Source organism: Streptomyces sp. NBC_01451, from assembly GCF_036227485.1.
In the GTDB taxonomy this organism is placed as follows: domain Bacteria; phylum Actinomycetota; class Actinomycetes; order Streptomycetales; family Streptomycetaceae; genus Streptomyces.
The window spans coordinates 1,947,488-1,963,030 of sequence record NZ_CP109479.1 but is presented as its reverse complement, the minus strand read 5'-3'; the positions used below and the strand labels follow the sequence as shown (position 1 = coordinate 1,963,030).

Genomic DNA, 15,543 nt, shown 5'->3' with positions numbered 1-15,543 from the left:
GTCCTGACCTCTTCGACACCACCCCTCAACACCCCCAGTTCCAGAAAGAGGCACCCGCATCATGCGTACTCGTACCCGCTCCGCCCTCGCCCTCGCCGCCGCCGTCGCCGGACTCTCGGTCGCCGCGGTCACCCCCGCGTCCGCCGCCGACACCGTGCTCACCATCAACAGCGCGGCCGGCGACGCCGTCGCCGTCGGCGATGTCCTCAGCGCCTCCCTCGCCACCGGCACCGCCGCCACGCTCTACTCCAGCGCGACCGGCACCAGTGGTGTCTCGTGTGCGGCGTCGACCTTCACGGCCGAGGTCACCGACAACCCCGCGGCGCCGGGCACCGCCACCGAGTCGGTCACCGCGCACACCTTCGGCACTTGCACCAGCAATGTCCTCGGTGTCCTGGGCGTGACCAGCGTGACCGTCAACAACCTGCCCTACACCACCGTGGTGGGCTCCGACGGCACCGTCACCGTCACTCCGGCCGCCGGCTCCGTCATCCAGACGACCGTCGTGCTGCGCACCCTGCTGGGCAGCATCAACTGTGTCTACCAGGCGCCCAGCCTGACGGGTACGACCGGTACCGCCGACAACAGCATCAACTTCACCGCCCAGGCGTTCACCAAGTCGTCGGGTTCGTCGCTGTGCTTCAGCAGTGGCTACTTCACCGCCAAGTACGCTCCGGTGACGGACGTGACGCAGGGCAACGCCACGGTCTTCGTCAACTGACGAACCGTCAATGAACGTCTGCGCCCCCGGTGTTCACCGGCGGCGCAGACGCAGGGCGAGGGCGGCGACCACGGCGAGCAGTACCGCCGCGGCGCCGGCCGCGACCAGGTGCCGTGACCCGGTTCCGTCGGTGGCCGATGCCACCGGTGCGCCGGCCACGGTGCTCCCGGCCTGTGGGGCGGCGGAGTCGGCGGACTCCGCCGCCCGTCCCGTTCCCGCGGCCTGCTCCGGCTGCTCGGCCGGATCGGACGGGTCGGCCGAAGCGGTGGGCTCGGCGGCCCCGGACCGGGCGGCAGGCAGGGCGCCGGCGGTCGGCGTGGCGGAGCCGGAGCTGCCGGAGCCGCCCGTACCGCCCTTGCTGCCCTTCTCTTCCGGGAACACCACGTCCGAGCACGAGTAGTAGGTGTCCGGCGTGCTGGAGTTCTGCCAGATCGTGTACAGCACATGCCGCCCGGTCCGGTCGGACGGCAGCGTCATCCCGATGCGGTACGCGTCGCCCGTCATCGCGGGGTCCTTGACCTCGGCGAACGGCCGGTCCGGCAGGTCGGACCAGTTCAGCGGGCCGGTCGGGTCGTACCCGGGCTTCGTCAGGAACATCTTGAACGTGCCGGTGTGCGGGATCGTCGAGCGGTACGTCATCGTCAGCCGCGCGCCCGGCGTCAGTGTGGTCGACGGCCAGTCGGAGCGCGCGAGGTCGAGTCCCCGGTAGTCGCGCAGTCCGCCGCTGCACAGTCGGCCGTCGGGGATCACCGCTCGGTCCCGGCCGTTCACGTTCGCGACCCGGAGGTTGTCCCAGAAGGTGAAGGGTGCCCCGCCGTTCGCGGTGACCGCGGCCCGGCAGGCCGCCGTACCGGCCAGGCTGCCGCCGTCGGGGGAGCAGGCGTAGGCGCGGCTGACGGGCTGGGTCGGGGCGCCGTGCGCCTGGGCGGGACCCGCCGCCGACAGCATGAGCAGCAGCGGCGCCGCGAGGGCGGCGGTGCCGGCGAGCGCGGCGGCCGGGAGCGTACGGCGGTGGGTGGTCATCCGGGACGTCTCCTCGACCAGGGGGAACAGGCCTGCTTTCGGGCAGTACGGGAAGCGGGCGGGCCGCGTTCAATCGGCGGGCGGCGCCGGCAATTCCGCGCAACCCGCCCAATCCTTCCAACCCGGTCAACTGGCCTTCGCGCAAGGTCGGTTTCCGGCGCTCAAGGGTATGGATCCGGACCGATCGAGGGTTTCCCCTGTATCCGGATGACCTGCTCTTTGCCTACTGTTCCACCACAGCCGCCCCACAGGTAACCCCGGAACGGGCCGCTCGCGCTTGGCCGGCCGCCGCGCCGCTTTTCGAACCGCACCCCCCGCCGCTTCGACGAAGAAGCGATTCGCCCGCCACTCCCCGCTGCCCGCGCTGCCCGGAGTACGGCCCCGAAAGGCAAGCCCTTGCGTACTTCACCCACCCGTTCCACGGGGCGGAAGCTGATATCCGTCGCCGCGGTCTCCGCCGCCCTGGTGGCCGCGGCCACCACCTCGGTCGCCGTCGCCCAGGAGCCCGTCGCCCCCGGCGCCACTCTGGACGCAGCCGCGCAGACGGTCGCCGCCCCGGCAGAGCGGCTCATCGTCGGCTACAAGACCGGCGCCGCCGAGGCCACGTCGAACCAGGCCGCCGACGCCGACGCCGCCGCCAAGGGCAAGGAGGCCGGCGAGAGTCTGGACTTCCAGCGCCGCCTGGGTACCGGCGCCGCCCTCGTCGACCTCGGCGAGGAGCTCAGCAAGACGGACGTCGCCGACGTCATCGCCGAGTACAAGGCCGATCCGCAGGTCGCCTACGTCGTGCCGGACCGCCTCAACAAGCCGATGGCGGACCCGAACGACACCGAGTACGCCAAGCAGTGGGACCTCTTCGAGTCCACCGCGGGCATGCGTGTCCCGGGCGCCTGGACCACCGCGACCGGCACCGGTGTGACCGTCGCCGTCATCGACACCGGCTATGTCACGCACTCCGACCTCGCCGCGAACATCGTCGCCGGCTACGACTTCATCGCCGACACCGCGGTCTCCGTCGACGGCGACGGCCGCGACAGCAACCCGGCCGACCCCGGCGACTGGTACGCCGCCGGTGAGTGCGACCAGACCGAGGGCAGCAGCTCCTCCTGGCACGGCACGCACGTCGCGGGCACCATCGCCGCCGTCGCCAACAACAGCAAGGGTGTCGCGGGCATCGCGTACAACGCGAAGATCTCCCCGGTCCGCGCGCTCGGCAAGTGCGGCGGCTACGACTCCGACATCATCGACGCCATCACCTGGGCGTCGGGCGGCACCGTCTCCGGTGTCCCGGCCAACGCCAACGTCGCCAAGGTCATCAACATGAGCCTCGGCGGGGGCGGCGCCTGCTCGGCGGCGACCCAGAGCGCCATCACCGGCGCGGTGAACCGTGGCACCACGGTGGTCGTCGCGGCCGGCAACGAGAACGCGAACGCCTCCACCTCCAACCCGGCGAACTGCAACAACGTCATCACCGTCGCCGCGACCGGACGCACCGGCGCCCGGGCCTCCTACTCCAACTACGGCTCCGTCGTGGACATCTCGGCCCCCGGTGGCGAGATGAGCACCGGCACCGCCAACGGCATCCTCTCCACGCTGAACTCCGGCGCGAAGACCCCGTCCACCGAGTCGTACGCCTACTATCAGGGCACCAGCATGGCCACCCCGCACATCGCGGGCCTGGTCGCGCTGATGAAGTCGGCGAACTCCTCGCTCACCCCGGCCCAGATCGAGACGGCCATCAAGAACAACGCCCGTGCCCTGCCGGGCAGTTGCTCGGGCGGCTGCGGAGCGGGCCTCGCCGACGCGGCCAAGACCGTGCAGGCCGTGAGTGGCACCGGAGGCGGCACGACGGGGACCGTCTTCTCCTCCACCACCGCCGTCTCCGTCTCGGACAACGGCGCTGCCGTCGAGTCCTCGATCGCCGTCACCGGCCGGACCGGCAACGCCCCCTCGGCCCTCCAGGTCGGCGTCGACATCACCCACACCTACCGCGGTGACCTGGTCATCACCCTGGTCGCGCCCGACGGCACGACCTACCCGCTGAAGGCCTCCAGCACCTCGGACTCCGCGGACAACGTGAACACCACGTACACGGTGGACGCCTCCAGCGAGACGGCCAACGGCACCTGGAAGCTGCGCGTCCAGGACGTGGCGGCCTCGGACACGGGCAAGATCAACAGCTGGAAGCTCACGTTCTGATCTTGTGGCCCGGTGGCCCGGTGGCCCGGTGGCCCGGTGGTCGAGTGGTCCAGTGGACCACTGGACCACTGGGTGAGTGGCCGACTGGCCAACTGGGTGAGTGGGTGAACCACCTGTCGGTTCACATGAACCGACGGTGTGGCAGAAGCGGGCGGGTCGGTCGGCGTGGATGGACGCCGGCCGGCCCGCCGTCGTCTTCGCGAGCCGCCGCGCTCGTCACTCGGCCGCCGGGCCGCCGAACTCCGCCAGATGTTCCGCCGCCCACTCCCGGTACCCGCGCGCCGACCGGCCGAGCAGCTCCGCCACGGCCGGCTCCGCCTGCCCCTTCGATCCGTGCCGCCCCCGCGCGGCACTCTCCGCGAGGGCGTGGGCCACCGGCTCCGGATATCGCGCGATCAGCCCCCGCAGCACCTGGTCATCCGTCAGTTCCACGAACTTCAGGGGCCGTTGCAGCAACTCGCCCAGGATCTCCGTCTGTTCCACGGGGGTGACCCCCGCGGGCCCGGTGAGCGCGTACGCCCGACCCGCGTGCCCCTCCGGATCCGTGAGCGCGCGTACCGCCACATCCGCGATGTCCCGCGGGTCGATCGCCGCGGTGGCGACGGAACCGTTCGCGCTCCGCACCACGCCCTCCGCCCGGATCGAACGGGCCCAGCCCAGTGTGTTGGACATGAAGGCGCGCGGTCGCAGCAGGGTCCAGGACAGGCCCGAGGCGTGCAGCAGCCGCTCGTTCTCCCGCTGCCACTGGGTGACCAGGTCGGTGGCGTCGGGTTCGGTCACCGACAGGGTCGTCACCTTCACGGCGTGCCCGACTCCCGCCGCGCGGGCGGCTGCCAGGAAGTTCTCGTCGTGGGCGTGGGTCAGCGGATTCGCGGTGACGAGCAGCGCCGACCGTACGCCGGTCAGGGCCCGGCGCAGGCTCGCGGGATCCTCGAAGTCGCCGCCCACCACCTCGGCGTGCGCGCCCGCGAGGGCGGCGGCGCGTGCGGGATCGCGGGCCAGCAGCCGTACCGGCTCGGTGGCGGGCAGGCGCCGGGCCACCAGACGGCCGATGGTGCCGGTCGCGCCGGTCAGCAGGATCATGACGCCTTCAGGCCGAGCGAGTCCATGGAGGACAGGACCCGGGGACCGCGGTCCGCCCTGCTGTCGAGGCCGAGCAGCAGTCCCGGCACCGCGATGCTCGGCAGGATGTGCGCCCACAGCACGGACAGCCGGTGGCCGAGATCGGCCCGGTCGGTCATCGCGCGCGACATCAGCTGGATGCCGGTGAAGCCCCCGACCAGCAGGTCCACCGTCTCCGGCGGATCCACGGTGGGCAGCAACTCGCCCTGCTCCCGCGCCTGTTCCATCAGGGACGTCAGGCGTTCCGACCACTGCCGGAAGGGCTCCGCGTGGTCGATGTGGTTCGGCGTCTCCTGGTCCACCGCGAGCCGGACACTGCCCCGCAGCAGGGAGTTGGTCAGCAGCCGCTGGCCGACCACGAACGTCATGTCGATGATCTCCTGCAGCTTGCAGGGCTGCGCCGGCACACTGCCGAACGGCACCTGTTCGGAGAGCACCGCCTGCGCGAGCGACTCCTTGGAAGGGAAGTGGAAGTACAGGGCGCCCTTGGTGACCGCGGCCCGCTCCAGCACCATCGAGATGGTGGTGGAGGTGTAGCCGTGCTCGTCGAAAACCGCGCCCGCGGCTTCCAGGATCGCTCTTCGCGTCCTGATGGCGCGCTCCTGCTTCGCCATAAGAGCCCCTCCCTGGCGCCCAGTTGGCCGGTGTCCTTATCAGTGCCGATTTCGGTGCCGTGCTGTGCGTGACGGCGCGTCGTCAGGTGCGCCGGAACCGCCGATCATAGGGCCGGACCGACTGATCTCGTTGAAAACAAACCGGTCGCCTCGTACTCTATCGGTCACCGAAGCGGGCGCCTTTCTGTCTGCCACGCCACACGGGGGACCGAGGGAGAGACATTGCCTCCAGTGCCGCAGTCTGCCGAAATCCCAGTCATGACAGCCAGCGTTCCGCGTCAGCTCGTGCACCGCGCGTCGATCGCGGAGACGTTCCCCACCGGTTGGTCCCGGACGGGGGCCGACCGGTTCAGCGTCTCCGCGCAGTGGCCGCGTGTCCACTGTTTACACGTGTCGCCGGACCGGTCGGTGTACGATCCGCTGCTTGTCGTGGAGACCGTACGGCAGGCCGGAACCCTGCTCAACCACACCGAGTACAAGGTGCCGTTGGACCACCGGTTCGTGCTCCAGGAGTTCCGGATCACCACGTTCCCCGAGCACCTGGGCGTGGGGCCGACACCCGCCGAACCCACCGTCGACATCACCTTCTCCGACATCCGTCATCGGGGCAGACGCCTGGTCTCGGCCCGCTACGAGGCCGACGTACGGCTGGGCGGAGAACTGCTCGCACACGCCGACGTCGCCTTCACCTGCACCAGCGGCGCCGTCTTCAGCAGGCTGCGCGGCGGCCGTACGGCGGCCACCGTGTCCGCGCTGCCCGTTCCACCGGGTCTGCCCGCCGCTGACGTGGGCCGGGGCTCGGCGGCGGACGTGGTCCTGGCGCTGAATCAACAGGCTGAAGGTTACTGGCAGTTGCGAGTTGATACCGGTCATGCTGTTTTTTTTGACCACCCACTTGACCACATACCGGGCATGCTGCTCCTGGAGTCCGCCCAGCAGGCCGCGTGGGCGCGGACGGGCACCGGCAGAGGCCTGATGCCCGTCTCCTTCGACACGACCTTCCATCAGTTCGCCGAACTGGACCTCCCCACTTGGATCGAGTCGACGGACGAAGGCGACGGGACCCTGAAGGTGGTGGGAACGCAGGAGGGACGCACGGTTTTCGAGTGTGTGGTGGGCACTGCGGAACGGTCGGCTATCTTGTACGGGGAGTGAGAAACAAACGGCATATCCCGTTTTTCTCAGGGGAGTTCGGGGGCACCGGTACGGTGGGGAGGGGCAGCGCCGATGGCAAGGCAGTTACGCGCCGAGCAGACCCGCGCGACGATCATCACGGCCGCGGCCGACCTGTTCGACCGCCAGGGTTACGAGTCGACAAGTCTGAGCGACATAGTCGAGCACGCCCATGTCACCAAGGGCGCTCTCTACTTCCACTTCGCTGCGAAGGAGGACCTGGCCCACGCCATCCTGGAGATCCAGTCCAGAACGTCCCGGCGGATGGCCAGGGACATCGACGGCCGCGGCTACTCCTCGCTCGAAGCACTGATCCGTGTCACGTTCGGGATCACGAGGATGGCCGTCGAGGGTCCGATCGCCCGGGCGGGTCTGCGGCTGGCCGCCGGTGACGTCACCGTACGGCCGCCGTTGCGGCACCCGTTCCGCGAGTGGTCGGAAATGGCCTCGGGCAAACTCCTCGGCGCGGTCAAGGAGTCCGACGTGCATCCGGACGTCGACGTCGACGCGATGGCGCACTCCCTCGTCAGCTTCTTCGTCGGCAGCCGCGTAGTCAGCCGGGCGGTGGAACCGGTGGCACGCCAGCCCCGCCGGACGGCGGACATGTGGCGGCTCACCATCCGGGCGCTGGTGCCCACGCCGAGGCGGGCACGGTATCTGGGTCTGGTGGCGCAGCTGGAGCGGGAGATACGGGCGGTGGTGTGAGGCGGGCGGGGCGGGCGGCCCGAGCGGGTGGGAGTTCCGGGCGCCCTTCCTCCGCCCGACGGCATCCCGTGCGGGGTGTTTTCCGGACGGTACGGTGAGGCGCATGCCTGCCTCCGACTCCGCGTCCCCGCCCGTGATCCTCGGCAACGAGCCGGGCTCGTTCCCCTGGAGCGTGCTGGCCGAACGGCATCCCGCGCTCATCCAGAAGGTGCGGGACGCCTTCCCGTACGGCCCGGCGCAGCACCGCGCGCTCGACGCACTCCTCAAGAACTGCACCGAGGGCGTCGTCGAACCGCTCCCCGCCGGTGCCGAGGACCGGGAACAGTGGGAGGAGTGGGGGACCCGGGAGTACGCGGGCCGGTCCTGGTTCGAGGTGCCGTGGCTCTGGGCGGAGGGGTACTTCTACCGTCAACTCCTCGAAGCGGTCGGATACTTCGGGGGAAGTGGCGGCGCCTGGCACGGGATCGACCCCTTCCGCCCTTTCAAGCTCGCCGAACTGGACGCCCCCGAGACCGACGAGGAACTGGCCGCGCTCGACGACCTGGTGGGCGAGCCGGAGGAGGAGCAGGCGCGCGCCCTGCTCCACGGGTCGCTGTGGGGCAACCGGGCCGACCTCGGCTTCCGGCTCTCCGGCGCGGACGAGGGAGGGGAGGCGGCGGGGCTCGTCGCCGACGACAGCGAGGCCCTCTGGTCGCTGCTCCGGTCCGCCAGGTCCGGCGCCGGACCGGTGTGTCTGGTCGCGGACAACGCCGGCCGGGAACTCGTCCCCGACCTGCTGCTCCTGGACCACCTGCTGACCCGGGGGTACGCCGAACACGCGGTCCTGCACGTGAAACCGCACCCGTTCTTCGTGTCCGACGCGACCACCGCCGACGTGGTCGACGCCCTCCGCCGGTTGACCCGGGCGCCGGGGGCCGCCGCCGCGTACGGCAACCGCCTGTGGTCCGCGCTGGCCGAGGGCCGCCTCACCGTACGCGCCCACCCCTTCTCCTGCGCCCCGCTCCCGTACGCGGCGATGCCCGGCGGCCTTCGCGAGGACTTCGTCTCGGCCACGGTCACCCTGATGAAGGGCGACCTGAACTACCGCCGCCTGGTCGGTGACCGCCTCAGGCCCCCCACCACGCCGTTCGCGGACGTCACCGCCTACTTCCCCGGCCCGGTGGCGGCTCTGCGCACCCTGAAGTCGGAGGTGATCGTCGGCCTCGACGCCCGTACCGAGTCGGCGCTCGTCGCCGCGGAAGGGCAGCGCTGGCGGACGAGCGGTACGCGTGCGGTGATCCAGGTGTCGTCGACGCAGGCGCCGTCGTAGCCGTAGCCGTAGTTGTAGGCGTAAGTCGAGTCGTCGCATTCGTCGCAGTGTTCGCATGCCGAGTGAACTCACAACGCCCGTCCGGAATCCCGGAATCGGTCCTGATTCACGCGATGGTGTGATCATGTCCTGCCCCGCGGATGGCTCGTCCGGGGCACGGGTAGGGCCCCGCCCATGACACAGCCGTTCGTACTCCCGCACTTCTACATGCCGTATCCCGCGCGGCTGAACCCGCACCTGGACGAGGCGCGCGCCCATTCGACCGTCTGGGCACGGGAGATGGGAATGCTGGAGGGCTCAGGCGTCTGGGAACAGTCCGACCTCGACGCGCACGACTACGGGTTGTTGTGCGCGTACACGCACCCCGACTGCGACGGACCCGCCCTCTCGCTCATCACCGACTGGTACGTGTGGGTCTTCTTCTTCGACGACCACTTCCTGGAGGTCTTCAAACGCAGCCAGGACCGCGACGGCGGCAAGGCCTACCTGGACCGGCTGCCCCTCTTCATGCCGCTCGACCTCTCGACTCCCGTACCGGAGCCACGGAATCCGGTGGAGGCGGGCCTCGCCGACCTGTGGGCGCGCACGGTCCCGGCGATGTCCGTGGACTGGCGCAGGCGGTTCGCGGTCGCCACCGAGCATCTGCTGAACGAGTCGATGTGGGAACTGTCCAACATCAACGAGGCACGCGTCTCCAACCCCGTCGAGTACATCGAGATGCGCCGCAAGGTCGGCGGCGCGCCCTGGTCGGCCGGGCTCGTCGAGTACGCGACCGCCGAAGTGCCCGCGTCCGTCGCGGAGTCGAGGCCGCTCAGGGTGCTGATGGAGACCTTCTCGGACGGCGTCCACCTGCGCAACGACCTGTTCTCCTACCAGCGGGAGGTCGAGGACGAGGGCGAGCTCAGCAACGGCGTGCTCGTCCTGGAGACCTTCTTCGGGTGCACGACCCAGGAGGCCGCCGACACCGTCAACGACATCCTCACCTCACGGCTCCACCAGTTCGAGCACACCGCGCTCACCGAAGTGCCCGGGCTGGCCCTGGAGAAGGGCCTCACACCGGACCAGGTCGCCGCGGTGGCCGCGTACACGCGCGGGCTCCAGGACTGGCAGTCCGGCGGCCACGAGTGGCACCTGCGCTCCAGCCGGTACATGAACGAAGGAGCCCTGGAGGAGTCGAGGCCCTTCGGTGTCGGCGGTTTCGGCACGTCCGCCGCCAACATCGGCGCACTGCTCGCCTCGGCCGGCGCCGAACGTCTGCGCGCCTACACCCACGTGCCTTACCAGAAGGTCGGCCCGTCCCTGCTCCCGGACTTCTACATGCCGTTCGGGCTCACGCTGAGTCCGCACCTGGACGGTGCCCGCGCCCGCCTCGTCGACTGGTCGCACGGCATGGGCATCCTCCAGGAGGGCGTCTGGGACGAGGACAAGCTCGCGGCGGCCGACCTGCCGCTGTGCGCGGCCGGCATCCACCCGGACGCGACGGCCGACGCCCTCGACCTCAGCTCCGCCTGGCTGGCCTGGGGCACCTACGGCGACGACTACTACCCCCTCGTCTTCGGCCACCGCCGTGACCTGGCGGCGGCCCGCCTGTGCACCGAGCGGCTCTCCGCCTGCATGCCCGTCGAGGGCGACGGGTTCCCCGTTCCGGTCAACGGCATGGAACGCGGCCTGATCGACCTGTGGCGGCGCACCACGGTCGGGATGAACTCCGACCAGCGGCGCACGTTCCGTGCCGCTGTCGACGTGATGACCGAGAGCTGGGTGTGGGAGCTCGCCAACCAGATCCAGAACCGGGTCCCCGACCCGATCGACTACCTGGAGATGCGCCGCGCCACCTTCGGCGCCGACCTCACCATGAGCCTGTGCCGGATCGGTCACGGCAGGGCGGTCCCGCCGGAGGTCTACCGCAGCGGCCCCGTCCGGTCGCTGGAGAACGCGGCCGTCGACTACGCGTGCCTGATCAACGACGTGTTCTCCTACCAGAAGGAGATCGAGTACGAGGGCGAGATCCACAACGGCATCCTCGTCGTCCAGAACTTCTTCGGCTGCGACTACCCGACCGCGCTCGGCATCATCCACGACCTGATGACCCAGCGGATGCAGCAGTTCGAACATGTCGCCGCCCATGAATTCCCCGTCCTGTACGAGGACTTCAAACTCACGGAGGAGGCGCGCGAAACCATGGACGGTTATGTGGCCGAACTGCGGAACTGGCTGGCCGGCATCCTGAACTGGCACCGGGAGGTGCCCCGTTACCGGTCCGACCACCTGGCCGGCAGGGCCCACGGTTTCCTGCCGGACCGCAGCTCGCCCCTGCCCATCGGCTGAGGTCTTCCTGCCAACCGGGTCGCGGCCGGTCGGCGGCCGGCGGTGGGCAGGGAGCCGGGCCGGGTCCCGCGCGCGTGTGGCCCGGCCGCGCCCGGGGCGGGCCCCGCCGCTGTCCGTTGTTCGTCGGCCGAGATCGCGGACCCGCTCCCGTCGCCTCCGCGGCGAACTCCCGTACGCCCGTGGCGGCGTGCGCGGAGAGGTCGCCCGGAGGCCGCCGAATGTCGCGTCGGCGGAGGTCGGCAGCGCGCGGGTGTCCGCCGGGAGGTCCGCGTCGGACGGCGCGCGGGTCAGGCAGTGGTGCTCCGCGGCGACGGAACGGCCGAGGTCCACCCCGTGCCGGAGCCGCAGCGACGGGTCCGGGGGGCCGGTCGGTGTGGCGCGCGGGGTCCCTGCCGTGGGCGTGGCTCGCGGCGGCGGGCCCGGCTCACGTTCGAGGCGGGCCCGCGCCGGACGGGCAGACACCCGGCCCCGGGACGGCTTACGGCTACCCATGTCCGCCCCCGCGTCAGTCTCACTCGTTCGTGGCTCGTGGTGCGCCGGTGCGCCGGGTAGAGCACCTGGCGGAGGCGAACCATGGAACAGACTGCGCTGCGTCCCAAGCCGATGCCCGGTCGGGAACCGGTCGGCGGCACCACATCCCGCCCGGCCCGGCGCCCGCATGCCGCGCGCCGACGTGGACGACGGCTGACGACCCTCCTGTTCGGCCTGTTCATCGGGGCCGTCCTGGTTCTGGCGGGGGTCGGGCTCGGCACGCTCGGTGCCACGGTGATCGGCATGAGCAAGCTCGCGGACCTGCGGCGGCAGGCGGGGGAGGGCGAGCCGCACGGTCGGCCCGGAGAGACGCCGGGCACACGGGGCGGGGCGCCCGCCGGGGCCGGGACAGGGGCCGACTCCCGGTCCGAGTCCGAGTCCGAGTCCGAGTCCGTGTCCGGATCCGGGGCGACCCCTTCCGGGTCGTCCTCGGTCGGTGCGGGCTCGGCCCCCTCGCCCTCGGCCGTGACCGCGACGCTCGGTGTCGAGGCCGTGGACGCCGAGAGGGCGGGAGCACTCCTCGTCGGTGTCCACGTCCCGGGCCCCGGCTACACCGCGGGCCTCGTCCGGGGCGACGTACTCCTCGCGTTCGGCCGGAACCGGATCAACTCGGCGTCCGATCTCGCCCGTGCGGTCGCGCACGCCCGCCCGGGTACGGAGATCACCCTCACGGTTCTCCACCGCAGCGGCGGCTACCAGCAGCTGGTGGCGATTCCGGGCGTCGTCACCTGACCGCACCCCTCACGCGACGACCCTGAAGTGGCTGGTCAGCCGCCCGGTGTCGTCCAGCACGTGAAAGGCGAGGCCGACCGGCGCGTCCCGGTCCGCGGCCTCCGCGCCCTCCCAGGGCAGCCGGAGGGTCCAGGTCACCCCCGGGCCGACGAGCAGCGGCCGGCCGGCGAAGGTGGTGGCCGCGGGTGTGTGCGCGTGACCGGTGACGAGCCCGGCGATCCGGGGCTGTCGCTCCAGCAGGGCGGCCAGGCGGCCGGGTCGGTCCAGGCGGCAGGCGTCCGGCAGGGGATGGTGCAGGGAGACGGGCGGGTGGTGGAAGGCGAGCAGCGCCGGGACACCGTCGTCCAGTTCGTCGAGCGTCCCGTCGATCCAGTCATACGTCTCCTCGTCAAGGGCTCCTTCGTCGCTGCCGGGCACGCTGGAGTCGCACATCAGGACGGCGGCGTCGTCGAAGACGTGCGCGCTGTTCACCGGTCCCTCGGCGGCGGCCAGGCCGAGCAGGGCCTTGCGGTAGGGCGCGCGGCTGTCGTGGTTGCCCGGGCAGGTGAGCACCGGGAAGGGCGCGTCGCCCGTGCGCAGCCCGAGGATGCGTGCCGCCTCCTCGTACTCGGCCTCCGTGCCGTGGTCCGCGATGTCCCCGGTCACCAGCAGGGCGTCGACGTGCCCCGGCAGCTCCCACAGCCGGTCGCGCACCTGTTCGGCGCGTGCCGTGGACCGCGCGGTTCCGTCGAGGTGCAGATCGCTGATGTGGGCGAGTACGAGCATGGCCTTCCGCCTCCTTTAATGGTTCTAGTAGATCTAACCATTAGATCTAATGGTTGCTCAACTCCCATCCGTTAGCTGGCGGGGTCGGGGCGGGCGACGCGGACGGTGGGGCCGTCAATCGGCTCGCGCCGGCCCGCGCATCCGGGCAGGATGCTGCCCGTAGCTCCTCGCCCTTCCACGGAGGCCCGGATGACCGGCAGCACGCCCGCGCCCTTCACCGCCGACGACTACCGGGCCCGGATGCGGCGCGCCACGCGGGCGGCCGAGGACGCGGGGCTCGCCGGTCTCCTGGTGGCGCCGGGACCCGATCTCCTCTGGCTCACCGGCTACGCGCCCACCGCGGTCACCGAACGCCTCACCCTGCTGGTACTGGCCGCCGGACAGGACCCGGTCCTCGTGGTCCCCGCCCTCGAAGCCCCGGACGCGGCACAAGCGGCGGGCGCACCCGCCCTGACCCTGCGCGACTGGACCGACGGCAAGGACCCCTACGCGGCCACCGCGGCCCTTCTCGACGCGGTGGGCCGCTTCGGGGTCAGCGACAACCTGTGGGCACTGCATCTGCTGGCACTCCAGCGGGCGCTGCCCCGCAGCTCGCACGTCTCGCTCTCCGAGGGACTGCCGATGCTGCGCGCGGTGAAGGACGCGGCGGAACTGGCACGCCTGGCAGCCGCGGGCGCGGCTGCCGACGCAACGTACGAGGAGATCCGGAAGGTTCCCTTCGGCGGACGCCGGGAGAGGGACGTCGCGGGCGATCTCGCCGATCTGCTGCGGCGGTTCGGGCACTCCCAGGTCGACTTCACGATCGTCGCCTCCGGCCCCAACGGCGCCAGTCCGCACCACGAGGCCGGCGACCGCGTCATCGAGAACGGCGACATGGTCGTCCTCGACTTCGGCGGTCTTCTGCACGGCTACGGCTCCGACACCTCCCGCACGGTCCACGTCGGCGAACCGGACGACGAACAGCGCCGGGTCCACGACATCGTGCGCGAGGCCCAGGAGGCGGGCTTCCGGGCCGTGCGGCCCGGCGCCGCGTGCCAGGACGTCGACCGGGCGGCCCGCGCGGTCATCACCGGCGCCGGTTACGGCGAGTACTTCATCCACCGCACCGGCCACGGCATCGGCGTCACCACGCACGAGCCGCCGTACATGATCGAGGGCGAGGAACAGCCCCTCGTCCCCGGCATGTGCTTCTCCGTGGAGCCCGGGGTCTACCTGCCCGGACGCTTCGGCGTGCGCATCGAGGACATCGTCACGGTGACCGAGGACGGCGGTCGGCGCCTCAACAACACGACCCGCGAGATGGTCATAGTGGACTGACCGCACACCAGGAGCCCATCCCCGCCCTCACCCCCGGACGACAGCGGCGCGACCATGACCCAGGCACCGACACCCACCGCGGACACGGTCCGCCGACTGATCCGATCCCTGCTCACGGACGACACGACCGGTACCACCGGCCCCGACGTCCGGCCCGCCGACGAGGGCGGGGCGGACGTCGGGCACTCCACGTGGTGGGTAGGCTCCCGGCACGTACTGCGCCTTGCCCCCGACCGGGAGACGTCCGCGCGACTGCGCCGCGAACCGCGCCTGCGCGACCTCGTACGCCCGCACACCGGCATCGCCGTCCCCGTCGGCGTCGCGCAGGGCGAGTGGGCCGACGGACTGGCCTACACGCTGGACACCAGACTGCCCGGCGGCTCGGCCGAGGAGCACGACGTCTCCGCCGTCGGCGAGGCCGACCTGGCCGCGCTGCTCACGGGGCTGCGAGAGGTGCCCGTACGCCAGGCCGAGACACTCGGTGTGCCGAGGGTCGCGCCGCGCTCCCTGGAGGCGCTGCGCCGGGCTGCCGAAGGCGCGGCGCAACGCCTCGCCGCGGCCGACGAGTTCGACCCGGCGCGGCTCCATCAGCTGACCCCGTCCGCCACCACGCAGCTCGCCGCGCAGGCCGGTACGGCGGTCCTGGTCCATCACCGGCTCAGGGGCGAGCACCTGGTGGTGAGCGCCGACGGGCGGGTGCGCGGTGTCCTCGACTGGAGCGACGCGGTCGTCGGCGACCCGGCCGAGGACATCGCCGGCCTCGCCCTCGCGGTCGGTTCGCCCGCTGCCGTACGGGCCGCCACCCTCGCCGGCTACGGGGCCCGTCCCTGCCTGCGCGGCCTGTGGCTGGCCCGCTGCGACACGGTCGTGCGGCTGGCCGGGAGCCTCGCCGGCCGTGACGCCGGCCCGCTGCCCCTGCTGAGAGTCCAACTGCGGCGCGCCTGGGAGGCGATCCTGCTGGAGCGGGTCACGGAGCTTCGGGAAGAGGACGAGGAGGGGTGACT

13 protein-coding genes are annotated in these 15,543 nt (G+C 71.5%); 9 read left to right on the top strand and 4 right to left on the bottom strand.

All coding sequences use genetic code 11. The features are described 5' to 3' along the window. Window positions 1–61 precede the first annotated feature (61 nt). The gene (locus OG595_RS08365; protein ID WP_329269555.1) at window positions 62–721 is read left to right on the top strand and encodes a Tat pathway signal sequence domain protein; all 660 of its coding nucleotides are present in this window, start codon (window positions 62–64) and stop codon (window positions 719–721) included. A gap of 33 nt (window positions 722–754) precedes the next feature. Here OG595_RS08365 and OG595_RS08360 read toward each other — a convergent pair whose 3' ends face one another. Beyond that, complete coding sequence (locus tag OG595_RS08360; RefSeq protein ID WP_329269553.1) at window positions 755–1,744, bottom strand: lytic polysaccharide monooxygenase; 990 nt, start codon at window positions 1,742–1,744, stop codon at window positions 755–757. A gap of 396 nt (window positions 1,745–2,140) precedes the next feature. Here OG595_RS08360 and OG595_RS08355 point away from each other — a divergent pair, with 396 nt between their 5' ends. Continuing rightward, on the top strand, window positions 2,141–3,943 hold the full coding sequence (locus tag OG595_RS08355) for a S8 family peptidase (RefSeq protein WP_329269552.1): 1,803 nt from the start codon (window positions 2,141–2,143) through the stop codon (window positions 3,941–3,943). A 216-nt stretch (window positions 3,944–4,159) separates the two neighbouring features. Here OG595_RS08355 and OG595_RS08350 read toward each other — a convergent pair whose 3' ends face one another. Both OG595_RS08350 and OG595_RS08345 read right to left on the bottom strand, forming a co-directional pair. Next, on the bottom strand, window positions 4,160–5,026 hold the full coding sequence (locus tag OG595_RS08350; RefSeq protein ID WP_329269551.1) for an NAD(P)H-binding protein: 867 nt from the start codon (window positions 5,024–5,026) through the stop codon (window positions 4,160–4,162). Further along, window positions 5,023–5,679 (bottom strand): ScbR family autoregulator-binding transcription factor, encoded by a 657-nt coding sequence (locus OG595_RS08345; RefSeq protein ID WP_329269549.1) that lies wholly within the window; start codon window positions 5,677–5,679, stop codon window positions 5,023–5,025. The genes OG595_RS08350 and OG595_RS08345 overlap by 4 nt, the downstream gene beginning before the upstream one ends. Window positions 5,680–5,937: 258 nt before the next feature. On the opposite strand from OG595_RS08345, the gene OG595_RS08340 reads away from it, so the two are divergent. The 5 genes from OG595_RS08340 to OG595_RS08320 all read left to right on the top strand — a co-directional run bounded on the left by OG595_RS08340 (window position 5,938) and on the right by OG595_RS08320 (window position 12,457). After that, complete coding sequence (locus tag OG595_RS08340) at window positions 5,938–6,834, top strand: ScbA/BarX family gamma-butyrolactone biosynthesis protein (RefSeq protein WP_329269547.1); 897 nt, start codon at window positions 5,938–5,940, stop codon at window positions 6,832–6,834. Window positions 6,835–6,906: 72 nt separating this feature from the next. Then, the gene (locus OG595_RS08335; protein WP_329269545.1) at window positions 6,907–7,557 is read left to right on the top strand and encodes a ScbR family autoregulator-binding transcription factor; all 651 of its coding nucleotides are present in this window, start codon (window positions 6,907–6,909) and stop codon (window positions 7,555–7,557) included. Between the two features lie 103 nt (window positions 7,558–7,660). Beyond that, complete coding sequence (locus OG595_RS08330) at window positions 7,661–8,866, top strand: damage-control phosphatase ARMT1 family protein (protein WP_329269543.1); 1,206 nt, start codon at window positions 7,661–7,663, stop codon at window positions 8,864–8,866. Between the two features lie 174 nt (window positions 8,867–9,040). Continuing rightward, window positions 9,041–11,194 carry a germacradienol/geosmin synthase Cyc2 gene (cyc2, locus tag OG595_RS08325; protein WP_329269541.1) on the top strand — a complete coding sequence of 718 codons (2,154 nt, stop codon included), beginning with the start codon at window positions 9,041–9,043 and terminating at the stop codon, window positions 11,192–11,194. A 573-nt stretch (window positions 11,195–11,767) separates the two neighbouring features. Next, entirely contained in the window at window positions 11,768–12,457 is a 690-nt protein-coding gene (locus OG595_RS08320; protein WP_329269539.1) for a PDZ domain-containing protein, read from the top strand. A gap of 9 nt (window positions 12,458–12,466) precedes the next feature. On the opposite strand, the gene OG595_RS08315 is transcribed toward OG595_RS08320, so the two are convergent. After that, window positions 12,467–13,222, bottom strand: coding sequence for a metallophosphoesterase (locus OG595_RS08315; RefSeq protein ID WP_329269537.1), 756 nt, complete (start codon window positions 13,220–13,222; stop codon window positions 12,467–12,469). A 189-nt stretch (window positions 13,223–13,411) separates the two neighbouring features. Here OG595_RS08315 and OG595_RS08310 point away from each other — a divergent pair, with 189 nt between their 5' ends. Next, the gene (locus OG595_RS08310) at window positions 13,412–14,539 is read left to right on the top strand and encodes an aminopeptidase P family protein (protein ID WP_329269535.1); all 1,128 of its coding nucleotides are present in this window, start codon (window positions 13,412–13,414) and stop codon (window positions 14,537–14,539) included. Between the two features lie 54 nt (window positions 14,540–14,593). Further along, the gene (locus tag OG595_RS08305) at window positions 14,594–15,541 is read left to right on the top strand and encodes an aminoglycoside phosphotransferase family protein (RefSeq protein ID WP_329269533.1); all 948 of its coding nucleotides are present in this window, start codon (window positions 14,594–14,596) and stop codon (window positions 15,539–15,541) included. Window positions 15,542–15,543 lie beyond the last annotated feature (2 nt).